This is a genomic window from Flavobacterium sp. DSR2-3-3 (assembly GCF_049896585.1).
Classification (GTDB): domain Bacteria; phylum Bacteroidota; class Bacteroidia; order Flavobacteriales; family Flavobacteriaceae; genus Flavobacterium.
In genome coordinates this window covers 1-26,067 of sequence record NZ_JAFCUP010000013.1, presented here as the reverse complement: position 1 = coordinate 26,067, position 26,067 = coordinate 1, and the positions used below count along the sequence as shown (strand labels likewise).

23 protein-coding genes and 1 tRNA gene are annotated in these 26,067 nt (G+C 34.7%); 19 read left to right on the top strand and 5 right to left on the bottom strand.

Annotated elements, in window-relative coordinates; translation table 11 throughout:
- Positions 1–35 precede the first annotated feature (35 nt).
- The 14 genes from ACP7AQ_RS14345 (at position 36) to ACP7AQ_RS14280 (ending at position 16,212) form a co-directional block, all read left to right on the top strand.
- Positions 36–383, top strand: a complete 348-nt coding sequence (locus ACP7AQ_RS14345; protein WP_426064178.1) for an FtsL-like putative cell division protein — start codon at positions 36–38, stop codon at positions 381–383.
- Complete coding sequence (locus ACP7AQ_RS14340) at positions 374–2,377, top strand: penicillin-binding protein (RefSeq protein WP_426095946.1); 2,004 nt, start codon at positions 374–376, stop codon at positions 2,375–2,377. The genes ACP7AQ_RS14345 and ACP7AQ_RS14340 overlap by 10 nt, the downstream gene beginning before the upstream one ends.
- Positions 2,374–3,837, top strand: coding sequence for a UDP-N-acetylmuramoyl-L-alanyl-D-glutamate--2,6-diaminopimelate ligase (locus ACP7AQ_RS14335; protein ID WP_426095945.1), 1,464 nt, complete (start codon positions 2,374–2,376; stop codon positions 3,835–3,837). Before ACP7AQ_RS14340 ends, ACP7AQ_RS14335 begins: the two co-directional genes overlap by 4 nt.
- Positions 3,838–3,843: 6 nt before the next feature.
- Positions 3,844–5,073, top strand: a complete 1,230-nt coding sequence (mraY, locus tag ACP7AQ_RS14330) for a phospho-N-acetylmuramoyl-pentapeptide-transferase (protein ID WP_426095944.1) — start codon at positions 3,844–3,846, stop codon at positions 5,071–5,073.
- Between the two features lies 1 nt (position 5,074).
- Entirely contained in the window at positions 5,075–6,406 is a 1,332-nt protein-coding gene (murD, locus tag ACP7AQ_RS14325) for a UDP-N-acetylmuramoyl-L-alanine--D-glutamate ligase (RefSeq protein WP_426095943.1), read from the top strand.
- Between the two features lie 73 nt (positions 6,407–6,479).
- The gene (locus ACP7AQ_RS14320) at positions 6,480–7,766 is read left to right on the top strand and encodes an FtsW/RodA/SpoVE family cell cycle protein (RefSeq protein WP_426095942.1); all 1,287 of its coding nucleotides are present in this window, start codon (positions 6,480–6,482) and stop codon (positions 7,764–7,766) included.
- Between the two features lie 50 nt (positions 7,767–7,816).
- On the top strand, positions 7,817–8,908 hold the full coding sequence (gene murG, locus ACP7AQ_RS14315; RefSeq protein ID WP_426095941.1) for an undecaprenyldiphospho-muramoylpentapeptide beta-N-acetylglucosaminyltransferase: 1,092 nt from the start codon (positions 7,817–7,819) through the stop codon (positions 8,906–8,908).
- A 35-nt stretch (positions 8,909–8,943) separates the two neighbouring features.
- Positions 8,944–10,293, top strand: coding sequence for a UDP-N-acetylmuramate--L-alanine ligase (gene murC / locus ACP7AQ_RS14310; protein ID WP_426095940.1), 1,350 nt, complete (start codon positions 8,944–8,946; stop codon positions 10,291–10,293).
- A complete protein-coding gene (locus ACP7AQ_RS14305) occupies positions 10,280–11,002 on the top strand; it encodes a cell division protein FtsQ/DivIB (protein ID WP_426095939.1) in 723 nt (240 codons plus the stop codon). The genes murC and ACP7AQ_RS14305 overlap by 14 nt, the downstream gene beginning before the upstream one ends.
- Before the next feature lie 6 nt (positions 11,003–11,008).
- The gene (gene ftsA / locus ACP7AQ_RS14300) at positions 11,009–12,388 is read left to right on the top strand and encodes a cell division protein FtsA (protein WP_426095938.1); all 1,380 of its coding nucleotides are present in this window, start codon (positions 11,009–11,011) and stop codon (positions 12,386–12,388) included.
- A gap of 56 nt (positions 12,389–12,444) precedes the next feature.
- On the top strand, positions 12,445–14,382 hold the full coding sequence (gene ftsZ, locus ACP7AQ_RS14295) for a cell division protein FtsZ (protein WP_426095937.1): 1,938 nt from the start codon (positions 12,445–12,447) through the stop codon (positions 14,380–14,382).
- 355 nt (positions 14,383–14,737) lie between these two features.
- Complete coding sequence (locus ACP7AQ_RS14290; RefSeq protein ID WP_426064167.1) at positions 14,738–15,187, top strand: GatB/YqeY domain-containing protein; 450 nt, start codon at positions 14,738–14,740, stop codon at positions 15,185–15,187.
- 67 nt (positions 15,188–15,254) lie between these two features.
- Positions 15,255–15,328: transfer RNA gene (locus tag ACP7AQ_RS14285), tRNA-Arg, on the top strand.
- Between the two features lie 83 nt (positions 15,329–15,411).
- Complete coding sequence (locus ACP7AQ_RS14280) at positions 15,412–16,212, top strand: zinc-dependent peptidase (RefSeq protein WP_426095936.1); 801 nt, start codon at positions 15,412–15,414, stop codon at positions 16,210–16,212.
- Positions 16,213–16,247: 35 nt separating this feature from the next.
- Here the strand turns inward: ACP7AQ_RS14280 and rpe are convergent, their stop codons facing one another.
- The 5 genes from rpe to ACP7AQ_RS14255 all read right to left on the bottom strand — a co-directional run bounded on the left by rpe (position 16,248) and on the right by ACP7AQ_RS14255 (position 21,697).
- The gene (rpe, locus tag ACP7AQ_RS14275) at positions 16,248–16,910 is read right to left on the bottom strand and encodes a ribulose-phosphate 3-epimerase (RefSeq protein ID WP_426095935.1); all 663 of its coding nucleotides are present in this window, start codon (positions 16,908–16,910) and stop codon (positions 16,248–16,250) included.
- Positions 16,911–17,463: 553 nt separating this feature from the next.
- Positions 17,464–18,327: a sigma-70 family RNA polymerase sigma factor gene (locus tag ACP7AQ_RS14270; protein WP_007137700.1), complete on the bottom strand. Its 864-nt coding sequence runs from the start codon at positions 18,325–18,327 to the stop codon at positions 17,464–17,466.
- Positions 18,328–18,491: 164 nt separating this feature from the next.
- A complete protein-coding gene (locus tag ACP7AQ_RS14265; RefSeq protein WP_426064164.1) occupies positions 18,492–20,627 on the bottom strand; it encodes a polyribonucleotide nucleotidyltransferase in 2,136 nt (711 codons plus the stop codon).
- 235 nt (positions 20,628–20,862) lie between these two features.
- Entirely contained in the window at positions 20,863–21,129 is a 267-nt protein-coding gene (gene rpsO, locus ACP7AQ_RS14260; RefSeq protein WP_091202563.1) for a 30S ribosomal protein S15, read from the bottom strand.
- A 112-nt stretch (positions 21,130–21,241) separates the two neighbouring features.
- Positions 21,242–21,697: a GAF domain-containing protein gene (locus tag ACP7AQ_RS14255; RefSeq protein ID WP_426095934.1), complete on the bottom strand. Its 456-nt coding sequence runs from the start codon at positions 21,695–21,697 to the stop codon at positions 21,242–21,244.
- A 75-nt stretch (positions 21,698–21,772) separates the two neighbouring features.
- Between ACP7AQ_RS14255 and xrtF the strand changes: the two genes are divergently transcribed.
- The 5 genes from xrtF to ACP7AQ_RS14230 all read left to right on the top strand — a co-directional run bounded on the left by xrtF (position 21,773) and on the right by ACP7AQ_RS14230 (position 25,933).
- Positions 21,773–22,309: an exosortase family protein XrtF gene (xrtF, locus tag ACP7AQ_RS14250; protein ID WP_426095933.1), complete on the top strand. Its 537-nt coding sequence runs from the start codon at positions 21,773–21,775 to the stop codon at positions 22,307–22,309.
- Positions 22,299–22,742, top strand: a complete 444-nt coding sequence (locus ACP7AQ_RS14245) for an exosortase F system-associated membrane protein (RefSeq protein WP_426064161.1) — start codon at positions 22,299–22,301, stop codon at positions 22,740–22,742. The genes xrtF and ACP7AQ_RS14245 overlap by 11 nt, the downstream gene beginning before the upstream one ends.
- 58 nt (positions 22,743–22,800) lie before the next feature.
- Positions 22,801–23,631, top strand: coding sequence for a restriction endonuclease (locus tag ACP7AQ_RS14240; protein WP_426095932.1), 831 nt, complete (start codon positions 22,801–22,803; stop codon positions 23,629–23,631).
- 43 nt (positions 23,632–23,674) lie between these two features.
- Positions 23,675–25,030 (top strand): MBL fold metallo-hydrolase RNA specificity domain-containing protein, encoded by a 1,356-nt coding sequence (locus ACP7AQ_RS14235; protein ID WP_426095931.1) that lies wholly within the window; start codon positions 23,675–23,677, stop codon positions 25,028–25,030.
- Positions 25,031–25,252: 222 nt separating this feature from the next.
- Positions 25,253–25,933: a DedA family protein gene (locus tag ACP7AQ_RS14230; protein ID WP_426064158.1), complete on the top strand. Its 681-nt coding sequence runs from the start codon at positions 25,253–25,255 to the stop codon at positions 25,931–25,933.
- The last annotated feature ends 134 nt before the right edge of the window (positions 25,934–26,067 follow it).

Genomic DNA, 26,067 nt, shown 5'->3' with positions numbered 1-26,067 from the left:
GCCCTTTCCTTGGGAGAGAATCGGGGAGAAGACTTATGAAAAACGGAGTTTACAGCCTATTAAAAGCAAGGTTTCTTATCAATGATGATGCGGTTAAAAATTGGCGTTTCATCGTTTTTATAATTCTTTTGGCTATCGTTATGATTGCAAATACCCAGCGATTTGAGCAAAAAGTTTTTAAGATTGCGGAGTTGACCAATAAAGTTAAAGAATTGCGTTCTGAATTTGTTGACAGACGTTCCGAGTTAATGAAATTAAAAATGGAATCGACTGTTTCTGAAAAAATGATAGAAAAAAAAATTTTTCCATCAACAGTTCCACCTTTCAAAATAAAAGTTAAAAAAGAAAAAGAGAAAAATCTTTTAGAAAAAATATGGCAGTAGAAGATAAATACATATCCTACAGAATTTATCTGGTAGCTTTTGTCATTTTTTTGATGGCCATAGCAATTGCTGTAAAATTAACAAATATTCAGTGGGTTGAAGGCGACTATTACAGAAAGTTAGCTAAAGAAAGAACCGTTAGAAATTTTGTGATTCCTGCTAATAAAGGAAATATTTATTCTGCGGATGGAAGCCTTTTGGCTACTTCAATCCCGAACTATGAAATCCGTTTTGATGCTATGGCTCCAAAAGCCGAATCTTTTGAAAAAAATGTTAAATCACTTTCGGATTCATTGGCTACTATTTTAGGAAAGTCATCTGGTTTTTTCGAAAACGAATTGCGAAAAGCCAGAGCAAATAAAAATAGATATTACTTGATAGCTCGTAATTTGAGTTACACGCAATATTTTAAAATAAAAGGATTTCCATTGTTCAATTTGGGTGCTTACAAGGGAGGAATTATAATTGAACAAGAAACCGTAAGAGAACATCCGATTGGGAAAATCGCGGAACGTACCGTAGGTTACGAACGAACTTCTCACGGCGAATCACTCGATGGAAAAGGAATCGAATGGGCTTTTAGAAAATATCTGAATGGAAAAGACGGTAAGATTTTAAAGCAAAAAATAGCAAAAGGGCAGTGGAAACCCATTCGCGATATCAATGAAATAGATCCTCAAGATGGGTATGATGTCATATCGACCATTGATGTTTACGTTCAGGATATAGCACATCATGCTTTGCTAAAACAATTGGAATTATATCAGGCTGATCATGGTTGTGTAGTTGTTATGGAAACAAAAACAGGTCATGTAAAAGCAATTTCTAATCTGGGAAGAGCGAAAGACGGAACTTATTATGAAACTACAAATTATGCAGTAGCCGAATCGCATGAGCCGGGTTCTACCTATAAATTAGCAGATTTAATGGCTCTGCTTGAAGATAAAAAGGCGGATACCAGTTCAGTTTATGACAGTAAAGGCGGTGTTATCATGTATTCCGGAAAAAAAGTGCGCGATTCACATGAAGGCGGTTACGGAAAAATTTCTTTAGCGCGAGGCTTTGAACTTTCATCTAATACGGTTTTGGTTCAAGCGGTGTACAATGCGTATAAAGAAGAGCCTTCAAAATTTGTAAATCATCTTAATAATTTCGGATTAAATAAACCATTAGGACTTTCGATTAAAGGGGAAGGAAGACCTTATATACCACAGCCAAGTGATAAGAATTGGTCAAATATTTCGCTTCCTTGGATGGCTTTTGGATATGGTGTTTCTATTACTCCCATGCAAACACTGGCTTTTTATAATGCAGTAGCCAATGATGGGGAAATGGTAAAGCCTCAATTTGTTTCTGAAATCAAAGAATGGAACAGAACCATCAAGAAATATGAGAAAGAAGTTTTAAATCCGAGGATTTGCTCGCCAGAAACTATTTCAAAATTAAAGGCAGTTCTGGCCAATGTTGTAAAAAAGGGAACGGGTTCAAAACTGTATTCTAAAGATTTTTCTATGGCAGGTAAAACAGGGACAGCACAAGTAAATTACGGAAAGGCTGGAGGAGTTGGAAAATATTATGCTTCGTCTTTTGTGGGTTATTTTCCGGCAGATAAACCGATGTATTCCTGTATAGTTGTAGTGCACAAGCCTAGTACTGCACTCAATAATTATTATGGTGCAGATGTGGCAGGGCCAGTTTTTAAAAGGATTGCACAAAAGATTTTTACCGATGCGCCTTCGACGAATGAAATTAAAAACTTAGACAGAAAGATTCCAAAACAAGAAAGTAATTACGATTCCTATTTTGTAAAAACCCAAAAGAAACAACATTTAATTCCAAATTTAAAAGGAATGTCCGGAATGGATGCTGTTGCTTTATTGGGGAATTTAGGATTGAGAGTAAAAGTAATTGGAGTTGGAAAGGTCAAAAAACAATCGTTACAAGCGGGACAGAATTTAGTAAAAAATACAACGATACTATTGGAATTATCATGAGTATACTAAAAGATATATTGTACAAAGTAGCTACCGAAGCTGTAAAAGGTTCGACGGATATTGCTATCAATAAAATGGATTTTGATTCTAGAAAAATTGAGGCTAATGATATTTTTGTGGCTATTCGTGGTTCTATTTCAGATGGTCATGATTTTATTGAAAAAGCAATTCAGCGAGGAGCTGTTGCCATTGTATGCGATACATTTCCAGAAAATATTGTCAAAGGAATTACCTATGTTCAGGTTAAAGATACTAATTCAGCGCTGGCATTTATGGCTGCAAATTATTTCGGGGATCCATCTCAAAACTTGAAATTGGTTGGAATAACAGGAACAAACGGTAAAACTACCATTGCTTCTTTATTGTACCAATTGTTTAAAAAAGCAGGTTTTAAGGTAGGATTACTTTCGACAGTCAAAATATTGGTTGATGAAATAGAATATAAAGCGACACACACGACTCCAGATTCAATTACGATAAATCATTATCTGAAAGAAATGGTCAAAAACGGGATTGAGTACTGTTTTATGGAAGTAAGTTCTCATGGAATTCATCAAAAAAGAACGGAAGCATTGCATTTTGTAGGTGGAATTTTTACCAATTTGTCTCACGACCATTTGGATTATCATCCAACTTTTGCAGAATATAGAGATGTAAAAAAATCATTCTTTGATAATTTGCCTAAGACAGCCTTTGTATTATCCAATATTGATGATAGAAATGGGCAAGTGATGTTGCAGAATACTGCGGCAAAAAAATTGACTTATGCTTTAAAATCGTATGCCGATTATAAGGCTCAAATTCTCGAAAATCAGTTGTCAGGTTTGTTGTTGAAAATAAACGGAAATGAAGTTTGGGTAAAACTGATTGGAACATTTAATGCCTATAATTTATTGGCTATTTATGGAACTGCGATTGAATTGGGAATGGAAAGTTTAGAAGTACTTCGCTTGTTGTCTGATTTAGAAAGTGTTTCAGGACGTTTTCAATTTATTGTTTCGGCTTCAAATATTACGGCGATTGTGGATTATGCGCATACACCGGATGCATTAGAAAATGTGCTAAAAACCATCAATGACATTCGTACCAAAAACGAACAACTAATCACGGTTGTAGGTTGCGGAGGAAATAGAGACAAAACCAAGCGACCAATTATGGCTGCCATTGGATCGGATTTAAGTGACAAAGCAATTTTCACTTCGGATAATCCAAGAAATGAAGATCCTCAAGTAATTATTACTGAAATGGAACAAGGTGTTGCTCCTCAGAATTATAAAAAAGTGTTGACCATAACCGACAGAAAACAAGCTATAAAAACGGCATGTCAATTAGCGCAGCCCAATGATATTATTTTAATTGCCGGGAAAGGGCATGAGACATATCAGGAAATAAATGGTGTTCGTCATGATTTTGACGACATGAAAATAGTAAAAGAGATATTAGACCAACTCCAAAAATAAAGAAATATGCTGTATTATTTATTTGAATATTTAGACAAAACATTGGATGTACCGGGCACCGGTGTATTTCAGTATATCACTTTTAGATCAGCATTAGCATTTTTGCTGTCTTTGCTTTTGTCAACCATTTATGGGAAAAGAATCATCCGTTTTTTGCAAAGACAACAAGTGGGAGAAACTGTTCGTGAACTTGGTTTAGCAGGTCAAAACGAAAAAGCGGGAACACCAACGATGGGTGGATTAATCATCATATTTGCCACTTTGGTTCCAGTTGTTCTTTTTGCAAAATTGCATAACATATATATTGTTTTGTTGATTGTTACCACACTTTGGATGGGGACAATTGGATTTATTGATGATTACATTAAAATTTTCAAAAAAGATAAAGAAGGTTTAAAAGGAATTTTCAAAGTTGTTGGGCAAGTTGGTTTGGGTTTAATTGTAGGGATTGTTCTTTATTTTCACGCAGGTGTGACGGTTCGTACGGATACTTCTACGTCAGATATTTTTAGAATGCCAACAGAAACTGTGATTTTGCCAGCGCCAATGGAAGAAAAATCTACGGCAACGACAATTCCTTTCTTCAAAAATAACGAATTTGACTATGCGGAATTACTGGCTTGGACAGGTGAAGGATATGAAAAATGGGCTTGGTTAATTTTTATTCCAGTGGTGATTTTTATCATTACCGCAGTTTCTAACGGCGCTAATCTAACCGATGGTATTGACGGCTTGGCTGCGGGAACATCAGCTATTTCAGTGCTGGCTCTAGGAATATTTACATTCGTTTCGGGGAATATTATTTTCTCGAATTATCTGAATATTATGTACATCCCTAATTCAGGGGAAATGACGGTTTTTATAGCCGCATTTGTGGGATCATTGATAGGATTTCTTTGGTATAACTCATATCCGGCATCGGTATTTATGGGCGATACAGGGAGTTTGACTATAGGCGGAATTATTGCGGTTCTTGCAATAGCGGTTCGTAAAGAAATGCTGATTCCATTATTGTGCGGAATTTTTCTGGTCGAAAATTTCTCAGTAGTGCTTCAGGTAAGTTATTTTAAGTATACAAAGAAACGCTTTGGCGAAGGCCGAAGAATATTTCTAATGTCGCCTTTACATCATCATTATCAGAAAAAAGGATATCACGAAAGTAAAATTGTCACCCGTTTTTGGATTGTTGCTATCATGCTGGCCATATTGTCAATTGTCACTTTAAAATTGAGATAACATGAGACTAGTGATTTTAGGAGGAGGAGAAAGCGGTGTTGGAACTGCGATTTTGGGTAAGAAAAAAGGATATGAAGTTTTTGTGTCTGATTTTGGAAAAATAAAAGAAAATTACAAAGAGGTTCTTATTATAAATGGAATAGCCTGGGAAGAGGAGAAGCATACGGAAGATTTGATTCTAAATGCAGATGTAGTTATGAAAAGTCCCGGAATTCCGGATAAATCTCCAATAGTTAAAATGCTTTTGAAAAAAGGAATTTCAGTAATTTCAGAAATTGAATTTGCGGCACCTTTTACTGATGCAACAATTATAGGAATTACCGGCAGTAACGGAAAAACAACTACGACCATGCTCACGCATCATTTGCTGAAATCAGCAGGATTAAATGTAGGACTTGGAGGAAATATAGGTAAGAGTTTTGCCTGGCAAATTGCTGATAATAAATACGATTCCTATGTACTGGAGTTGAGTAGTTTTCAACTGGACGGAATAGTGAATTTTAAACCGCACATCGCCATCATTACAAACATCAGTCCAGATCATTTAGATCGATACGATTATAAATATGAAAATTATATTGATTCAAAATTTAGAATTACGATGAATCAAACTGAGGACGATTACCTCATATATGACGGGGATGATGAAGCCATGAACAATTGGTTCAAAACACACACAACAAAAGCAAAATTAATTCCTTTTTCATTGACTAAAACTTTCAGCGAAGGGGCTTATTTAAAAAACAATAAAATGGAAATAAAGATCAATCAAGAAGAGTTTACAATGGACACAGAACACATTGCTTTAGAAGGAAAACATAATATGAAAAATGCAATGGCAGCAACCTCTGTGGCAAAATTAATGCAAATACGAAAGGCTACAATTCGAGAGAGTCTTTCTAATTTTCAAGGAGTAGAACACCGTCTTGAGAAAGTTTTGAAAATCCAGAACGTTCAATACATTAACGATTCAAAAGCAACGAATGTAAATGCTACTTTTTTTGCTTTAGACAGTATGAATACGCCTACAGTTTGGATTGTTGGTGGAGTTGATAAAGGAAATGATTACAATGAATTGATGTCATTAGTTCGTGAGAAAGTAAAAGCTATTATTTGCCTTGGAGTAGATAACAAGAAAATTATCGATGTTTTTGGGAATGTGGTCGATATGATGATTGAAGTAGCTAATATGAATGATGCAGTGCGAATGGCACAACGATTATCAGAAAAAGGCGATACCGTTTTATTATCACCAGCTTGCGCCAGTTTCGATTTATTTGAAAACTACGAAGACAGAGGACAGCAGTTCAAACAGGCCGTTAAGAATTTATAGAAATGTTTAAGGTTTAAATCGCAAGGTTGAAAAACTTTAAATTTTAAACATAAAAACTTTAAACAAATAAAAAATGAAACAACTAATAAACAATTTAAAAGGGGATAAAGGAATTTGGTCATTTGTGGCCTTATTGGCCTTGTTTTCGTTTATGCCTGTTTTTAGTGCGAGCAGTAATTTGGCCTACATTGGTCAGGGAAATGGGAATACATTAGGTTATTTGGTAAAGCATATCATGCATATTGGTATTGGTTTCACCATAATTTTTATGGTGCACAAAATACCGTATCATTATTTTAAGGCTGTTTCTAAAGGAGCACTGTATATCGTTTGGGTATTATTGGCATACACATTAGTAAAGGGAACAGTAATTGCCGGTGCTAACGCGAGCCGATGGATTCAGGTGCCATTTATTGGGGTTACGTTTCAAACTTCAACATTGGCGGCAATGGTTTTGTTTATATTTGTTGCCCGCTATCTGTCTAAAACAAGAGAAGTTCCTATTGATTTTAAGTCTTCAGTTTGGGAGCTTTGGGTTCCGGTATTCGTTACGTTACTATTTATTTTACCGGCTAATTTTTCTACAACGGCATTGATTTTTTCGATGGTATTAATGTTAGTTTTTATTGGTAAATATCCATTGCGTTACATTGGAATTGTTGTGGGTTCAGGAATAGTTTTTTTGGCTTTTTTCATTCTTATTGCTAAAGCATTTCCAGATGCATTTCCTAACCGGGTTGATACTTGGATAAACCGTATTGATAATTTTACCAGTGATAAACCAGGCGAAGATGATTATCAAATAGAAAAAGCTAAAATTGCGATCGCTTCGGGAAAAATATACGGTTTAGGTCCGGGGAAAAGTATCCAAAAGAACTTTCTGCCACAATCATCTTCCGATTTTATTTTTGCGATAATTGTCGAAGAGTATGGGCTCATAGGAGGTTTAGGAGTTCTAGCATTGTATTTATTGCTGCTGTTTCGATTTGTAATTGCTTCACATAAAGCCAAATCCCTTTTTGGAAAATTAGTAGTGGTTGGGTTGGGTTTCCCCATGATATTCCAGGCAATGGTAAACATGGCTGTTGCGGTAGAACTATTACCAGTAACTGGGCAAACGTTGCCATTGATAAGTACTGGAGGAAGTTCTATCTGGATGACCTGTTTTGCACTTGGGATTATTATCAGTGTGACCAAAAAGGAAGAAGAAATTGCGCAGGAATTAAAAGATGCTGCCAAAAGGGAAGAAGCCCTTCAAAAATTAATTGACAGGGAATTAGATGAGGAAGGTGCTATAGCCGGAGAATATTCTATTGAAGATAAAGCTACAAATCCAATGCAGGCAGTATTAAATAAATAATTTATTCGTACAGTAGTTTAAAAAAATACAACTCAGTAACTTAAAAAGAAATGAAACAGTATCGATTCATATTAAGCGGTGGCGGAACGGGAGGACATATTTATCCGGCAATTGCTATTGCAAATGAATTAAAATCTCGATTTCCAGATGCAGAATTTCTTTTTGTTGGTGCCAAAGATAAAATGGAAATGCAAAAAGTTCCTCAGGCTGGTTACAAAATCATTGGACTTTGGATTGCAGGATTGCAAAGAAGAATAACCCTTGATAATGCGCTTTTCCCTGTTAAACTTCTTTCAAGTTTATTGGAATCCAGAACAATAATTAAGAATTTCAAACCAGATGTGGTTATTGGTACTGGAGGATTTGCAAGTGGTCCTTTATTGCAGGTAGCCGAGATTGCAGGTATTCCTACCGTTATTCAAGAACAAAATTCATATCCTGGAATTACAAATAAATTGTTGAGCAAGAATGCAAATAAAATTTGTGTTGCTTATGAAAATTTAGAACGTTTTTTTCCAAAGCAGAAAATGATTTTGACCGGAAATCCAGTACGTCAGGATTTAATTGCTATTGACGGTAAAAGAGAAGAGGCAATACGTTATTTTAAGTTGGATCCTAATAAAAAAACACTTTTAGTTTTAGGAGGAAGTTTGGGTTCGAGAAGAGTAAATCAGTTAATTGCGAAAGAGATTTTAACTTTTGCTGCTCATAATGTACAAGTGATTTGGCAATGTGGTAAACTGTATTTTGAAGATTACAAGCGTTTTGAAGAGAATGAAAATATCCAAGTTCACTTTTTCATTGACAAGATGGATTTAGCGTACGCGGCTTCGGATGTTATTATTTCCCGTGCTGGAGCTTCTTCAGTTTCGGAATTATGTATTGTGGGTAAACCGGTAATTTTCATTCCATCTCCCAATGTGGCTGAAGATCATCAGACTAAAAACGCTCAGGCTGTTGTTGATAAAAAAGGAGCGATTTTACTAAAAGAATCGGAGCTTGATTCGCAATTTGGTTCGGTATTTGAATCCCTGCTGAACGATCAGGAAAAGCAAAATCAATTGGGAGCACATATAAAACTGTTGGCTTTGCCCGAAGCAACAAAACAAATTGTTGATGAAATAGTAAAGTTGATTAAATAGAAAAAAAAGATAACAGACCAAAGACACATACAAAAATGAATTTGAATCAAATACATAATGTCTATTTTATAGGAATCGGAGGCATCGGAATGAGTAATCTTGCGCGTTATTTCAAGAATTTGGGTAAGCAAGTTTCGGGATATGATAAAACGCCTTCAGTTCTTACAAATGAATTGATGAAAAGCGGAATTACAATTCATTTTGAAGATAATATTGATTTGATTCCAAAGGATTTTTACATTGAAAATACCTTGGTGATTATCACGCCTGCTGTTCCAATCACTCATTCAGAATGGAATTATTTTTTGGAAAGAGATTATGAAATAAAAAAGAGAGCCGAGGTTTTAGGGTTAATTACCAAAGACACTTTTTGTTTTGCGGTAGCCGGAACACATGGTAAAACAACAACATCTGGAATTTTGGGGCATATTTTGCACGAAAGTGGTGCTGATGTCACAGCCTTTATTGGTGGAATAGTCGAAAATTATAATTCTAATTTGATAGGAAGCGGAAAAACATTAACTGTTGTTGAAGCAGATGAATTTGATCGTTCATTCCTGCATTTGCATCCTAATATTGCCTGTATTACCTCAATGGATGCAGATCATTTGGATATTTATGGAACTAGCGAGGCTTTACAAGAATCTTTCATAGAATTTGCTTCAAAAATTGAAGATAAAAGCAAGCTTTTTATAACTAAAGAATTACCGTTAGAAGGTGTTATTTGCGCGGTAAATGAAGAGGCAGTTTATAAAGCATTTAATGTCAGAATAGGGAACGGCAGTTATGTTTTTGATGTGCAGACTCCGTCTGAAACAATGAAGGATTTGCATTTTGGATTGCCAGGAAAACATAATTTAATGAATGCGCTAATGGCTATTGCAATGGCAAATTTATTCGGCACCCCAACTGATGCCATTTCAAAAGCCATAGCATCATTTAAAGGAATAAAAAGAAGATTTTCGTACCAGATTAAAACAGATGCTAAAGTTTACATAGATGATTATGCACACCATCCTACGGAGATAAATGCAGTGCATCAAGCGGTGAGGGAATTGTATCCAAACCAAAAAGTTTTGGCAGTTTTTCAACCACACTTATTCAGTAGAACAAGAGATTTTGCCGATGATTTCGCTAAAAGTTTATCTGCTTTTGATGAGGTTGTTTTATTAGATATTTATCCGGCTCGCGAACAACCTATGGAAGGAATTACCTCACAGTGGTTAATGGATAAAATGACAAATAATAACAAGAAAATTGTTGCTAAAAATAATGTGATTTCTGCAATTTTAGAAAGTACAGCAACCATTATTGTGACTATTGGAGCGGGAGATATTGGAGAATTGGTTCCTTCAATTAAAAAAGCGATAAATGAAACTCTTTAATTGGACAAATATTCGATTATTACTAATGATCGTGTTGGTTATTTTCCTATTTTCATTTACGTCAAAACGAAATGGAAGTAGGAAATTGAAAAAATCCGTCATTGTTTTTGTAGGAGATAGCGCTCCTTTTGTGAAACAAGAAACGGTTAATAAATTGTTAATAGAAAATAACAAAGAAGTATCCAGCATTCAAAAAGATAATTTAGATTTGAATAAACTGGAAGGAGCTATCGACGCGCAGGAAATGATTGAAAAATCAGATGTATTTGTGAGTATTGATGGCATACTAAAAGCGGTGATAAAACAAAAAACTCCTGTTGCTAGAGTTTTTGCCGATGGCAATTCTTTTTATATTGATTATAAGGGAAATAGAATGCCGTTGTCAACTAATTTTACAGCGAGAGTTCCACTTGTTTCAGGAGGGATAAATAATAAAAATAACGAAGATTTAGCCGACTTATTTCGCGTAATTTATGATGATTCATTTTTGAAAAAAAACATCATCGGAATTGAAATTATGCCTAACGGAAGCTTAAAAATGCATAACAGGAATTTTGATTATCAAATAGATTTTGGTAAATTGATAAATGTGGAGCGTAAATTTAAAAATTACAAAGCTTTTTTTCAAAAAGCAGTTTTAGATAGTTCGTTATATAAATATAAAAAAATTGACCTCCGATTTACGGATCAAGTAGTTTGCACTAAATAATAGATAATGGAAAAAGAGAATATTGCAGTAGGTCTAGATATTGGGACGACTAAAATTGTTGCCATGATAGGCAAGAAGAATGAATATGGCAAACTAGAAATTTTAGGTGTTGGAAAATCTAAAAGTTTAGGTGTGGCTAGAGGTGTCGTAAATAACATCACACAAACCATACAGTCAATACAGCAAGCAATTCAAGAGGCAGAGAATAATTCAGGCTTTAAAATAAAAGATGTTGTAGTGGGAATCGCGGGGCAACACATCCGCAGTATTCAACATACTGATTACATCAGTAGACACAATCCCGAAGAAGTTATTGGCGGGAATGATATTCAGCTTTTGATTGATCAAGTCAATAAATTGGCAATGTTACCTGGTGAAGAAATAATACACGTATTGCCTCAGGAATTTAAAATTGACGGACAATCTGAAATAAAAGAGCCTATAGGAATGTATGGCGGGAGATTAGAGTCCAGTTTTCATGTTGTAGTCGGACAGGCTTCTTCGATTCGAAATGTAGGCAGATGTATTCAAAGTTCTGGAATTGAATTGTCAGGTTTGACATTAGAGCCTTTAGCTTCTGCTGATGCCGTTTTAAGTCAGGAAGAAAAAGAAGCAGGAGTTGCATTAATCGATATCGGTGGTGGAACAACTGATTTGGCTATTTTCAAAGATGGTATTATTCGTCATACAGCAGTAATTCCTTTTGGAGGAAATGTGATTACGGATGATATCAAAGAAGGTTGTTCAATAATTGAAAAGCAAGCTGAATTGCTTAAAGTTAAATTTGGTTCCGCTTGGCCGGGAGAAAATAAAGACAACGAAATTGTTTCTATTCCGGGATTGAGAGGCAGAGAGCCAAAAGAGATTTCATTAAAAAATCTTTCTAAAATAATTCATGCCCGTGTTGTGGAGATTGTCGATCAAGTTTTTACCGAAGTAAAAGCATACGGTCACGAGGATCCTCGTAAAAAACTTATTGCAGGAATTGTACTTACTGGCGGTGGCGCACAATTGAAACATATTAAACAGTTAGTGGAATATATCACAGGAATGGATACTAGAATTGGATATCCAAACGAACATCTGGCTGGAAATTCAGATGAAGAGATTTCAAGTCCTTTGTATGCAACTGCAGTAGGATTAGTGATGAAAAGCATTGAGAATAAAACACAAAGCGCCGTGAGATTGGATATCGTGGAACAACCTAAAATCCCTGTTTACAGACAGGCAGTTGTTCAGGTTCCAGTGTATGACGCTCCGGAAACGGTAAAGGAAGAAGATCAAAATGCGAGTGAAAAACAAAATTCTACCGTAAACAGAATACAGCGAAATTTCTTTGATCGTTATGTCGACAAGATAAAAGACTTTTTAGATAATGCAGAATGAGGGAGCAGCCCCGAAAAATATAAGGATTAATATAACAATTTCAAAAACCAAATAAAATGATGAGCGACTCAGAATTTGGAAGTATTTCATTTGATTTACCAAAGAACCAATCAAATGTGATAAAAGTTATAGGAGTAGGTGGAGGTGGAAGTAATGCCATAAATCACATGTTCAAGCAGGGAATTAAAGGGGTGGATTTTATCGTATGTAATACGGATTCTCAAGCTTTGCAGAGCAGTTCTGTGCCTAATAAAATTCAGTTGGGAGTACATTTGACAGAAGGACTTGGTGCAGGAGCAAACCCTGATGTAGGACAGCAATCTGCTATTGAAAGTATTTCCGAGATTGAAAAAATGTTGGACCGCAATACTAAAATGGTTTTCATTACTGCCGGTATGGGTGGTGGAACTGGAACTGGTGCAGCACCTGTAATTGCACAATTGGCTAAAGAAAGAGATATTCTTACGGTTGGAATTGTGACATTGCCTTTCCTTTTTGAAGGGAAAGTCCGTCAGGAACAAGCCTTGATTGGTATCGAAAAATTACGCAAGCAAGTTGATTCATTAATCGTTATCAACAACAATAAATTAAGAGAAGTATACGGAAATCTTGGTTTCAAAGCCGGGTTTTCAAAAGCAGATGAAGTTTTGGCGACAGCCTCAAGAGGAATTGCTGAAGTAATTACGCATCACTATACTCAAAATATCGATTTACGAGATGCTAAAACAGTATTGTATAATAGCGGGACGGCTATTATGGGGTCTTCTATTTCATCAGGTGAAAATAGAGCTAAGGAAGCTATTGTTGCAGCCTTGGATTCTCCTTTGTTAAATGATAATAAAATTACAGGTGCCAAAAACGTATTGTTGCTTATCGTTTCTGGAACTAATGAAATCACGATTGACGAAATTGGAGAAATCAATGATCATATTCAAATTGAAGCGGGTCATAATGCTAATATTATCATGGGAGTTGGTGAAGATGAATCTCTTGGAGACTCAATTGCAGTAACTATCATTGCTACAGGTTTTGATATTGAACAACAAAATGGAATCGTCAATACGGAACCAAAAAAAATAATTCACACACTTGAGGATGAACAAAGAAGTGTGCACAATTTAAGTAACAAAACCGTTGCTGGATTTGATTTTAATATGGAATCTTCACCGGTTTCTAACTCAAATGACAGAATTGTTTTTGATTTAGTCGAAGATACAGTTGTTGTGCCGGAACCTGTTGTTACTGCGCCAACAATCAATAATGATGAATTAATCGTTATGTCTGAATTTATTAAAAATTTAGATATTACTTTCGAAATCGTTTCTCCAATTACAGATATTGATTTCACTTTTTCATCTCCTGTAGCGGAAGTAAAAGCGGTACAGCCGAAAGTAGTTGAAAGACAAGAGCAAACGACGTTCTCGTTTGATTTGCCGCTTTTTAAAACAGAGCCGGTAGCGCAAGTTGAGGAAAACAAAGTGATGTTTGAACTAACAAATGAAACGTGTGAAATTAAAGTAAATGAAGCAGTTCAGTTTGTTCCCGTAACCGAATTGTCAGAAAACGGAATTATAAAATATTCTTTGGAAGAATACATGGAAGCGGAGCCTGATTTCATAACTAAGCCAGTTGCAAAATCACCAGAATTTGTTGTTCCGGCTGAATTAAATATTACAATGAAACATGTAGAGCGATTTGACAATACGACGGTTGATTTTGAAGACATTTCTGCGACTGAAATGACAATCGAAGAATCGTTGCGAATGAGAGCTGATGAAAGAAGAAAAAAGTTAAAAGAATTCAATTATAAGTTTCATAATAATGTTTCTAAAATTGATGAGTATGAAAAAGAACCTGCGTACAAAAGATTAGGAATTGACATCTCAAACAATCAATTGAATACAACAAATTCAAGAATATCTGTTGGAACAGACAGCAATAACGATTTGCAGTTGCGTTCAAACAACTCATATTTACACGATAACGTGGATTAATTAACTCAAATCAAAATGAGGTAGCCCGAAAATTAAATTCAATTTTCGGGTTATTTTTTGTAGTTGCGGGCAGTTTCCAATAACTATTGGTATGAGCAAGCAAACAGTTGTTGTAAATGCGAGTAAAATTCTTTAAATTTGTCGGGCCTTAATCCAGCTGTCGTTACAAGCTTTTTCTCGAAAATGCTTTTTTCAAAGTCCTTAAAAGAGCTTCCTTTGGTCGCTTTTTAAGTCCAAGAAAAAATACATTTTCTCCTAAAAAGGCTTTTCACTAGCATCTGGGGCATTCAAAAAAATAATCAGTTTGCAGTATTCGATTTTAGATTGAATACCAAATTTAAAATTAAATAGTAGTATGAGTTTATCAGAACAAATTATGGACGAAATAAAAACCGCCATGAGAGCCAAAGATACAGTTGCACTTGAAGCTTTGAGAGCTATCAAATCTGAAATATTATTAGCACAAACAGCAACAGGATCAAAAGAAGAAATTACAGAAGATGATGAGGTTAAATTGCTTCAAAGATTAGTAAAAACCCGTAAGGAAAGCGCTAGAATTTTTACAGAGCAAAACCGAATGGATTTAGTTGAACCAGAATTGGCTCAAATTGCAGTAATTGAGAAATTCTTGCCAGCACAATTAACTGAGGCTGAAGTAGAAGCTGTGATTGCAAAAATCATCGGCGAAACAGGTGCGTCAGGAATTGCATCAATGGGAAAAGTAATGGGTTTAGCAGCAGCACAATTAGGAGGAACTGCAGAAGGAAAAACTATTTCTACTATTGTAAAAAAATTGCTAACATAAATTAAATTTTTAGATTATTTGATATTTAAATTTTTCCAATATTCTAAAAATCTAAAAATTTTAAAATGGCTGCGTAGTTCAACTGGATAGAATATCAGATTTCGACTCTGAGGGTTGCAGGTTCGAACCCTGTCGCGGTCACAAAGGCAGAAACAAATGCTTCAAAAAAATTCAAGTAAACTTGGTTGTTTTGAAGCGTTTTCATTTTGTAAAGATTACAAAATATGACAATTCAACTTTTTATTTCCCTTCTGTTTGGTGTGTTATTCCTTGTGGTAATTATTTTCGGAATTTTGGAGCCTATTTATTTGTTGCTGTTCAATAAACCGTTTTATATTCATTGGTATCCTTTTTCCAAGAAATTGAAATCAAACCAACGCCAAATTTTAGTAAATTATTTTCCGTTTTATTCTAGGCTTTCCCCAAAAAGAAAAATTTATTTTGAACATCGGGTAAATGTGTTTATTGCGAACTATCAATTTACCGGAAAAGAGATTTTCATTACTGAAGACATGCAAATTTTGATTGCCGGAACGTATGTGATGTTAACTTTTGGAATGAGAAATTATCTAATCCGTTTGTTCGACAAAATAATTATTTATCCTTCCAGTTATTTGTCTACTGTGAATCAAGTGTATCATAAAGGGGAATTTAATCCTAAAATGAAAGCAATCGTTTTTTCATGGGAAGATTTTTTACTGGGACATGCGACTTCAAATGATAATATTAATCTGGGTTTACATGAGTTTTCGCATGTGTTGCATTTCCATTGTTTAAAAAGTAATGATCCAAGCGGCATTGTATTTTTTGATGAATTTAATGAAGTTATAAAATATTACAACGATCCAGTTTTAAATAACGAGTTGACTCAAAAGGATTATTTTAGATTGTATGCGTATGAAAATCAATTCGAATTTTTATCGGTAATTCTAGAACATTTCTTTGAGACGCCCCTTATCTTTAAAAGTTCCCATCCTGAATTGTACGCACATGTTGCTAAAATGATTAATTTCAAAGAGGAGTAGTTGAAATAAAAAATGGCGCCACAAGCGCCATTTTTTTAGAAGTTTGTGAGCTTCTTTAAATCGTGTATCGTTTGAGTTGGATTTTCTGCTTTGAAAACAAAGCTTCCTGCTACCAGAACATCTGCACCGGCTTTTACCAATTGTTTTGCATTTTTGTTGGTAACGCCGCCATCTACTTCAATAAGTGTTCTGGCCCCTTTTGTGGTGATTAAAGCTTTTAGCTTTTCAATTTTAGAATAGGTGTTTTCTATAAAAGATTGTCCTCCAAAACCGGGATTCACACTCATGATACATACTAAATCGATGTCATTGATTACATCTTCCAGTAAGTCAATATTAGTGTGTGGATTAATGGCAACACCAGCTTTCATTCCTTCGGCTTTGATCGCTTGTAGTGTTCTGTGAAGGTGCGTACACGCTTCATAATGTACGCTTAGAATATCAGCGCCTAACTCGGCAAAAGTTTTAATGTATCGGTCTGGATCTACTATCATCAAGTGAACGTCAATTGTTTTTTTTGCATGGCGGTTAATGGCTTCCAGAACTGGCATTCCATAAGAAATGTTTGGAACAAAAACACCATCCATGATATCAATATGAAACCAATCGGCCTCGCTGTTGTTAATCATTTCGATGTCGCGTTGCAGATTACCAAAGTCGGCAGCAAGCACTGATGGTGCAATAAGTGTATTCTTCATTGTATTTTTGTTATGAAAAGATGCACTGCAGTGAATCTTTTCAGTTTGTGTTGTTAGTGCAAAAGTAGTTTTTTTGCAGCAATTGGAGTAAATTTTTTATAGATTCAATTAGCGAATTATCCTGCGATTTGCGTAAAGGATAGAGGCGGTATCCTCGAAGTGTAACGGAGAGATAAAGCCGAAAGCCTGACCCGAAGTTTTTACGGAGGGGTACGCCATATAAGTGAAAAGTGAAAAGTGAAAAGTGAAAAGTGAAAAGTAAAAAGTGAAAAGTAAAAAGTAAAAAGTGAAAAGAGAATTCCGATTATAAAATTAAAATTCAGGACTCGAGACTGAAAGTCGAACAGTGAGTGGCTAAACTCGAGAGAGAAGCTCATACTAACCGGAGTTATGCTGAAAAAAATAAAACTCCGGTAATCAGCCGGAGTTTCAATCATCAATCAAAAAACGAACAGTTAATCAGACCGTCGTTACTTATTAATCAAAAGCCGAAAGTCAACTATCATACAGTTGTTGGACGATATGATTTTTGACTTTATGGCACTTGACTGTATTATCCTAAATACGTTTTTAGTATTTTGCTTCTAGAAGTGTGTTTCAATCTACGGATTGCTTTTTCTTTGATTTGACGAACACGCTCACGAGTTAAGTCGAAAGTTTCTCCAATTTCTTCCAATGTCATTGGGTGTTGGTCGCCAAGACCAAAGTACAAACGAACTACATCAGCTTCTCTTGGCGTCAATGTTTCCAAAGAACGCTCGATTTCGGTGCGTAATGATTCGTGAATTAATTCTCTGTCTGGATTAGGAGATTCACCTGAACGTAAAACGTCATAAAGATTAGAATCTTCGCCTTCTACAAGAGGCGCATCCATTGATAAGTGACGACCAGAGTTTTTCATGCTCTCTTTTACGTCATTTACGGTCATATCAAGCTCTTTTGCAATTTCCTCAGCAGATGGTGGACGCTCGTTAGATTGTTCTAATAAAGCGTACATTTTGTTGATTTTATTGATAGAACCAATTTTGTTCAAAGGCAAACGAACGATACGGGATTGTTCAGCTAATGCTTGTAATATAGATTGACGAATCCACCAAACTGCATACGAGATGAACTTGAAACCACGTGTTTCATCAAAACGTTGGGCTGCTTTTATCAATCCTAAATTTCCTTCGTTAATCAAATCGGGAAGTGTTAATCCTTGATTTTGATATTGTTTTGCTACCGAAACCACGAAACGTAAATTGGCTTTTGTCAATTTCTCTAATGCTTTCTGGTCACCGGCTTTAATCTTCTGTGCTAATTCTACCTCTTCGTCAGCGGTAATAAGGTCAACTTTACCAATTTCTTGTAAATACTTGTCTAATGAAGCAGTTTCACGATTGGTTACCTGCTTGGTGATTTTTAGTTGTCTCATGTTTTTTTGTCTCCTAAATTTTAAGTGTACAAATGATTATACGTAGGGAGTTGCAAAAAAGTTACAATAGTTTTTAAAATAAATTAAATAAAAACAAAAATCCCGTTTCAAATTCATGAAACGGGATTTCCTATAAATAAACCTTTAGTAAACTTAAGATCTGATTACTCTTTTCTTTCCTCACGCGGAGGTCTTGGCATAAGTGCTTTTCTTGACACTTTTTCTTTTCTAGTTTTTGGATCCAATCCTAAGTATTTCACTTCGAATACATCACCCATTTTTACCACATCAGAAACATTTTCAGTGCGTTCCCAAGCAAGTTCTGATACGTGTAATAGAACTTCATTTCCTGGAGCGGCAGCATATTCTACAACTGCACCAAAATCTAGCATTTTGATTACTTTCACTTCGTAAGCTTCTCCCATTTGTGGTTTGAAAGTGATTGACTTAATTTTAGCCAATACTGCTTCAATTCCGGCAGGATCCGTTCCTAAAATTTCAATAACTCCTTGCTCATCTACTTCGTTGATAACAATTGTAGTTCCAGTAGCTTTTTGTAATTCTTGAATTACTTTTCCACCAGGTCCAATCAAAGCACCAATAAAGTTACCAGGAATAGTTCTTGTAATAATTTTTGGAGCATACGTTTTAACATCTGCTTTTGGCTCAGCTAATGTTTCGATCAATTTTCCAAGGATATGCAAACGACCGTCACGAGCTTGCGCTAAAGCAGCTTCCATAATCTCATATTTCAATCCGTCAATTTTGATGTCCATTTGACAAGCTGTAATTCCTACAGAAGTACCAGTTACCTTAAAATCCATATCTCCTAAGTGATCTTCATCACCAAGAATATCAGACAATACAGCAAAACGTTCTCCATCAGTAATTAATCCCATTGCAATTCCAGAAACTGGACGAATCATTTGGATACCTGCATCCATAAGTGCTAATGTTCCAGCGCAAACAGTAGCCATAGAAGAAGAACCATTTGATTCTAAAACTTCAGACACTACACGAATGGTATAAGGACAATCAGCAGGAATCATGTTTTTTAATGCTCGTTGAGCCAAGTTTCCGTGACCTACTTCTCTTCTTGAAGTTCCTCTCAACGGACGTGCTTCACCAGTTGAGAATGGAGGGAAGTTGTAATGTAAGTAGAATTTTTCTTCACCTTGTTGTGATGGAGAGTCAATTTGGTTTGCTTCTCTAGAGGTTCCTAAAGTTGCTGTTGCCAATGCTTGTGTTTCTCCACGTGTAAACAATGCTGATCCGTGTACAGATGGTAAATAATCTACTTCACACCAGATTGGTCTGATTTCTGTAGTTTTTCTTCCATCTAAACGTGTTCCTAAATCTAGGGTTACGTTACGAACCGCTTCTTTATTAGTTTTGTAAAAGTATTTAGAAACTAAATCGCCATTTACGGCTAATTCTTCTTCAGTAAATAACGCTTTTACTTCTTCTTTTACTTCTGCAAATGAAGCAGTACGTTCTTGTTTTGAAGAACCTTTGCTTGCAATAGCATAAATTTTATCGTAAGATGCATCTTTTACTTTTGCATAAATAGTCTCATCTTCTCTTTCTTGTTCATAAGTACGAACTTCTTTTTTTCCAAAAGCAGCTTGCAAACGTAGTTGAGCAGCAATTTGGTTTTTAATGTGTTCGTGTGCAAATTTAATTGCTTCTAACATTTCTGCTTCTGAAATTTCTTTCATTTCACCTTCTACCATTGCGATAGAATCCATGGAAGCTCCAATCATCATATCAATGTCAGATAATGCTAATTGTGCGCGACTTGGATTGATGATGAATTCACCATCAATTCTTCCAACTCTGGCTTCAGAGATTAATGTTTCAAAAGGAATGTCAGACAAAGCTAAAGCTGCAGAAGCGGCTAAACCTGCTAATGCATCTGGCATTACATCTTCGTCATGAGACATTAATTGAATCATCACTTGAACTTCGGCATGATAGTCATCCGGGAAAAGTGGACGCAATACACGGTCTACTAAACGCATTGTTAACACTTCATTATCGCTTGGACGCGCTTCTCTTTTGAAGAAACCACCAGGGAAACGTCCTGCTGCAGCAAATTTTTCACGATAATCTACCGTAAGTGGTAAAAAGTCGATACCAGGACTTGCTTTTCTTGAAGATACAACTGTTCCTAAAATAACAGTTTTACCTATTCTTACTACTACAGATCCATCCGCTTGTTTGGCTAAACGACCTGTCTCGATTGTGATGTTTCTGCCATCACCTAAATCGATACTTTCTACAAATAATTGTGGAATCATAAATTTAATTTATTAGTTAAACATGGGTTCTAGTTGTGTTGTAGTTGTTGTTTTGCGTAGTTAATGCCTAAAACCCAATGAAAAACAAACTTTTTTTATTGATCTATGCTAATTAGTACAGACTTTATGGTGAAGTCTTGATTCTAATCCCTTTTGTGTCAGGACTAAAATAGAATCGTTAGACTTTAAATTGTAAAATAAAAAAAGAGGCACTTTCGCACCTCTTTTATATTGATTATTTTCTGATATTCAATACTTTGATAATTTCACGATATCTGTTGATTTCTGTCTTCTTTAAGTAATCCAATAAAGATCTTCTTTTACCTACCAGCAATACTAATGAACGCTCTGTATTATAATCGTGACGATTTTTTTTCAAGTGCTCTGTTAAGTGGCTAATTCTGAAAGTGAACAAAGCAATTTGAGCTTCTGATTTTCCAGTATTTGTTTTTTCTCCGTGTTGAGCGAAGATTTCTTCTTTAATCTCTTTAGTTAAATACATTCCAATATTTGTTTAATGATTTTTATGTATGCCTTACAGCTATTGTAGGACGGGTGCAAAAGTAAAAAATAATTATCAATTATGAATTATGAATTATGAATTATTTTAAATCTTAATACAATTTCGCAATTTCCTCATTCACAAACTCTAAGAACTTTTCATCCTCTACAGTAAAAGGATCCAAGACGTGGCTGTCAATATCAATTTGTCCTATGTTTTCTCCGTTTACAAAAAGAGGCACCACAATTTCTGATTTTACAGTAAAACTGCATGCTATATAATTGTCCTGTGCTGCTACGTCAGGGACTACGAAATTTTCGTTGGAGACGGCAACTTGTCCGCAAATTCCTTTTCCGAAAGGGATTATAGTGTGATCTGTTTCAGCCCCAACGTAAGGCCCTAAGTGCAATGTTTTAGACTCGTGATTTGCAAAATAAAATCCAACCCAATTATAATAATCTATGGAGTCACTTAACAATTGACAAATTGACAATAGTTTTTCGTCTCTTGATAGCGTTGTATTTAAAGTGATTTCGGTTACTTTTGGCTGTAATTCTTGAAATGTCATGTTTTTTATTTTTATTTATGCAAAAGTATTTAAAGTCAGTTTCAAAAATTACATAAATTTGTTAAAAGATAGATTTTGAAAAAATATTTTATTCTCTACAGACCGTTTTTGCTTTTTCTGGGCACGTTTTTTTTGACATATATAGCACTGACTTTTTTGTATCAGCAATATCTTAATAGTTTTGAGGAAAATAAAATAGATTCTATCACAAGAATGGTGAGTGAAAATACAGGACAAGTGCTGCACCTTTTTACTGACGAATATTCAATAGAAGAAAGTGTGGAACAACCTTATATGAAGCTGTTTTATGAACAGAAATATGTTGCCCGAATTGTGGAAGGCTGTAATGCAATCAGCGTAATTATTTTATTCATTTCATTTGTGGTTGCTTTTTCAGGTAAACTACAAGCGACTTTACTTTTTATCTTTGGCGGAAGCCTGCTTATTTACGCACTGAATATTTTGAGAATTGCAGCTTTAAGTGCGCTTATTTTTTATTTTCCAAAACAAGAGCCATTTCTACACGGAGTCTTTTTTCCTTTATATATTTATGGTGTAGTTTTTATTTTATGGTTAATTTGGGTTCGTAAATTTTCAAGATATGCTTCTTAAGATATTAAATAACAAACTAAGACTAATACAATTCCTTTTTTTGGTTGTACTGTTAGTGCTTATTCGTGCTTTTGAAAATCAGTTGTTTTATGATCCTTTTTTAGATTTCTTTAAAAAAGATTTTGCTAAATTAAGGTTGCCAAGTGTCAATTCAACCCAATTGTTCCTAGCATTATTATTTCGCTATACGTTAAATACTGCTATTTCATTGGGTGTTATTTATGTCATTTTCAAAGAAATAATGATGGTGAAATTTGCCTTTATTCTGTATTATTTCCTTTTTATGATTTTAATTGTTGCTTTTTTTTACATTATTTTCTTCACTCGTGAAAACCATACTTGGATTCTGTTTTATATCCGTCGGTTTTTGATTCAGCCTATTTTTTTATTATTGTTTGTCCCCGGATTTTATTATCAAAAACAAAATAGATAATCTTTTTTATCAGTTTTTAATATTGGTGTAAGTAATTGTTTATCATTACATTGTCAACATGAAAATAGTAAAACATTCTGGAGATATTGTCGAATTTAATTCGGATAAACTTAAAAAATCACTTTTAAAGTCTGGTGCCAATGCTCTGGAAGTAGACTCGATTTTGCATGCCATAAAAAAACAAATTTATGAGGGAATTGCTACTAAACAAATTTATAAAATGGCTTTTTCATTATTGAAGAAAACGGCCAATTCCCATGCGGCACGTTATAATTTGAGAGAAGCAATTCGGCTTTTAGGACCTGCCGGTTTCTTTTTCGAAAAATATATAGGACGGATTTTTTCTTCGGAAAATTATAAAACGATAACCAATTTGACTTTACAGGGAAAATGTCTTTCACATGAAATAGATGTTTTGGTCAAAAAAAATGAAACTATCGCCATGGTTGAATGTAAGTATCATGCAGGCAGAGAAGCTGCTTCGGATGTGAAAGTTCCAATGTATATTTTATCCCGTTTCAATGACATTAAGGAAAGAAATCATCCCATTTTTGAAAGAAAAGACATCGTGTCTAAATGTTGGATTGTCACCAATAACCGGTTTACAGCAGATGCAATTACTTTTGCTAAATGTTCCGGATTGAGTTTGTTGAGTTGGAATTATCCTGAAGATAACAATTTGAAAACAAAGAATGACAATAATTCTCTTTATCCCGTCACCTGTTTGACGACCTTGTCCATTGCTGAAAAAGATAAATTATTGATCTTGGATGTTATTTTAGTAAAAGAAATTATAAATAATTCGGATTGTTTAAACAAAATAGGATTAAGTCCTAATCGGATAAAAAACGTGTTAAAAGAAGCGTCAGAATTGTGTACGTATATTTAAAAGGAGTGATTACAGAGATTGTTAAATTTTAAATTTAAATCAAATGAAAGTTAAATTTATTGGTGGAGCGGGCACTGTGACCGGTTCTAAAACATTAATCGAAAGCAATGGAATTCGGATTTTGATTGATTGTGGATTATTCCAAGGATTAAAACCTTTGCGGGATCTCAATTGGGATCCGCTACCAGTTTTGTTTTCCACAATAGATTTTGTATTGCTGACACATGGGCATTTAGATCATTGCGGCTGGTTGCCCAGATTAGTCAATCAAGGATTTTCTGGGAAAATATATTGTACCAGTCCCACAAAAGATATTACTAAACTAATTCTTTTAGATAGCGCTAAAATTCAGGAAGAAGAAGCTAAAAATGCGAATGAAGGAAACTATTCTAAGCATGAAATTGCTGAGGCACTGTATACGGTAGAACAAGCCGAAAAAGTTTTCCCGCTATTTAGAGTAATCAAAACCAATGAGCCAATACCTTTGGATGCGCAAATTGAAGCAGTGTATACTAATGCGGGACATATTCTGGGTGCTTGCAGTATCGCATTAACGCTTGAAAATAAAACATTAGTTTTTTCCGGAGATATTGGTCGGGACGATGATGTGTTGATGTATCCACCTACCAAACCCAAGAAAGCTGATTATGTTTTTCTCGAAAGTACCTATGGAAATCGAATTCATCCTAAAACGGATACTAAATTAGAATTGGAAATGTACATCAATAACGCGGTTGACAAAGGCGGAACGATTATTATTCCGAGTTTTGCTGTAGAGCGTGCCCAAACGATCATGTACTTGTTGTGGCAACTCAGGGAAGAAGATAGAATTCCTAATATTCCCTATATCATTGATACTCCAATGGGAATTAATGCGCTAAATATTTTTTCTAATAACCAAAAATGGCATAAATTGTCGTCAGAAGAATGTGCCGAAATGAGTAAAATGTTCTCATTAGTTTCGGACTATCAGGAAACCATGGAGGTTATCTATGATGAACAACCTAAAGTACTAATTGCTGCCAGCGGAATGCTCACAGGCGGAAGAGTATTGAGTTATTTAGAGCAGTATATCGTTTTGCCACAAACTACCGTAATTATTGTAGGATATCAAGCCGAAGGAACACGCGGAAGAAAATTACTGGAAGGGGCAAAAGAAATTAAAATTCATGGGCAGTATTATCCAGTAAAAGCAAAAATTTTAGAAATACAGGGCTTGTCAGCACATGGTGATCAAAATAATTTACTCAATTGGCTATCAGAATTAGAAAATAAACCAACCAGAGTGTTTTTAGTTCATGGTGAGAATGAGCCGCTGGATGAACTCCGTATAAAAGTGCATGAAAAATATGGTTTTGATTGTAAAGTTCCTTTAATCGGCCAAGAGTTTGAGTTGTGATTAGTTTTGCGTAAGTGATTTCCGTTTCTAGCGCCAAGTAGCTTAGTGGAGAAAAATACAATTTTTTGGAGGATTTTTATAAATGAGCCTAAACTATGTTTTTCTAAATAGAAGTGTGGTATTCAACCGTTAATAAAACTTTAAAATAAAGCAATAAATTGTTCTTAAGATATATTATCCGTACTTTCACGCACAAATAATTTTAGCATAAAACACCGTAGAATGAACGATTTTGATTGGAAGAATTTAATTGACCCACTTTTTTATATTCATTTTGATGTTAATGGGATTAAACTGGGAATCTATATAGTTTTATTTATCGTATTTGCTGAAACAGGTCTCTTTGCGGGTTTCTTTTTACCTGGAGATAGTCTTTTGTTTTTGGCAGGAATTTACAGCCGAGAATTAATAGAAAACATTCTATTTATTGATAATGATTTTATAAATGTTGTGCTTTTATCAACGCTTGTGGCGTTATCGGGAATTTTAGGAAATATTGTAGGTTACTGGTTTGGATCAAAAAGCGGATACTATTTGTACAATAAGGAAGATAGTTTTTGGTTTAAGAAAAAATATTTGGTTCAATCAAAAGACTTTTTTGAAAAATACGGAGGGAAAGCAATCATTTTTGCCCGTTTTCTTCCAATATTAAGAACCTTTGCACCTATCGTAGCTGGAATTGTATCCATGGACAAACAAAAATTCATGTTTTATAATGTCTTAAGTTCATTTATTTGGTCTTTTACCTTAATTTTTGCCGGACATTATTTATATGGTTTTTTACTTGAAAATTATCAGATTGATTTGAAAAAGCATATTGAATTAATTGTATTGATTTTAGTTGGAATTACTGTTTTACCTGTAATTTATAAGTTCAGCAGAAAACCAAAAAATCAAGAATAAACAAATAATTTACAATTGTCTTGTCCTGAATAACCGATACAGATTATTAGATAAAAATATTTAATTAAACACTTGCAAAAACGTTTTTGCAAGTGTTTTTTGTTTTATATGTCCTCATTTTAATTTGACTTTGT

What these genes read in the sequence shown, in the direction of transcription:
- ACP7AQ_RS14280 (WP_426095936.1), top strand. Translation starts at nt 15,412, where the DNA reads ATGACAATTCAACTTTTTATTTCCCTTCTGTTTGGTGTGTTATTCCTT.
- mraY (WP_426095944.1), top strand. Translation starts at nt 3,844, where the DNA reads ATGCTGTATTATTTATTTGAATATTTAGACAAAACATTGGATGTACCG.
- ACP7AQ_RS14345 (WP_426064178.1), top strand. Translation starts at nt 36, where the DNA reads ATGAAAAACGGAGTTTACAGCCTATTAAAAGCAAGGTTTCTTATCAAT.
- ACP7AQ_RS14340 (WP_426095946.1), top strand. Translation starts at nt 374, where the DNA reads ATGGCAGTAGAAGATAAATACATATCCTACAGAATTTATCTGGTAGCT.
- ACP7AQ_RS14230 (WP_426064158.1), top strand. Translation starts at nt 25,253, where the DNA reads ATGAACGATTTTGATTGGAAGAATTTAATTGACCCACTTTTTTATATT.
- ACP7AQ_RS14290 (WP_426064167.1), top strand. Translation starts at nt 14,738, where the DNA reads ATGAGTTTATCAGAACAAATTATGGACGAAATAAAAACCGCCATGAGA.
- ACP7AQ_RS14320 (WP_426095942.1), top strand. Translation starts at nt 6,480, where the DNA reads ATGAAACAACTAATAAACAATTTAAAAGGGGATAAAGGAATTTGGTCA.
- ACP7AQ_RS14265 (WP_426064164.1), bottom strand. Translation starts at nt 20,627, where the DNA reads ATGATTCCACAATTATTTGTAGAAAGTATCGATTTAGGTGATGGCAGA.
- ACP7AQ_RS14335 (WP_426095945.1), top strand. Translation starts at nt 2,374, where the DNA reads ATGAGTATACTAAAAGATATATTGTACAAAGTAGCTACCGAAGCTGTA.
- ftsA (WP_426095938.1), top strand. Translation starts at nt 11,009, where the DNA reads ATGGAAAAAGAGAATATTGCAGTAGGTCTAGATATTGGGACGACTAAA.
- murG (WP_426095941.1), top strand. Translation starts at nt 7,817, where the DNA reads ATGAAACAGTATCGATTCATATTAAGCGGTGGCGGAACGGGAGGACAT.
- ACP7AQ_RS14305 (WP_426095939.1), top strand. Translation starts at nt 10,280, where the DNA reads ATGAAACTCTTTAATTGGACAAATATTCGATTATTACTAATGATCGTG.
- ACP7AQ_RS14240 (WP_426095932.1), top strand. Translation starts at nt 22,801, where the DNA reads ATGAAAATAGTAAAACATTCTGGAGATATTGTCGAATTTAATTCGGAT.
- ftsZ (WP_426095937.1), top strand. Translation starts at nt 12,445, where the DNA reads ATGATGAGCGACTCAGAATTTGGAAGTATTTCATTTGATTTACCAAAG.
- rpsO (WP_091202563.1), bottom strand. Translation starts at nt 21,129, where the DNA reads ATGTATTTAACTAAAGAGATTAAAGAAGAAATCTTCGCTCAACACGGA.
- ACP7AQ_RS14235 (WP_426095931.1), top strand. Translation starts at nt 23,675, where the DNA reads ATGAAAGTTAAATTTATTGGTGGAGCGGGCACTGTGACCGGTTCTAAA.
- murC (WP_426095940.1), top strand. Translation starts at nt 8,944, where the DNA reads ATGAATTTGAATCAAATACATAATGTCTATTTTATAGGAATCGGAGGC.
- ACP7AQ_RS14255 (WP_426095934.1), bottom strand. Translation starts at nt 21,697, where the DNA reads ATGACATTTCAAGAATTACAGCCAAAAGTAACCGAAATCACTTTAAAT.
- murD (WP_426095943.1), top strand. Translation starts at nt 5,075, where the DNA reads ATGAGACTAGTGATTTTAGGAGGAGGAGAAAGCGGTGTTGGAACTGCG.
- ACP7AQ_RS14270 (WP_007137700.1), bottom strand. Translation starts at nt 18,327, where the DNA reads ATGAGACAACTAAAAATCACCAAGCAGGTAACCAATCGTGAAACTGCT.
- ACP7AQ_RS14245 (WP_426064161.1), top strand. Translation starts at nt 22,299, where the DNA reads ATGCTTCTTAAGATATTAAATAACAAACTAAGACTAATACAATTCCTT.
- rpe (WP_426095935.1), bottom strand. Translation starts at nt 16,910, where the DNA reads ATGAAGAATACACTTATTGCACCATCAGTGCTTGCTGCCGACTTTGGT.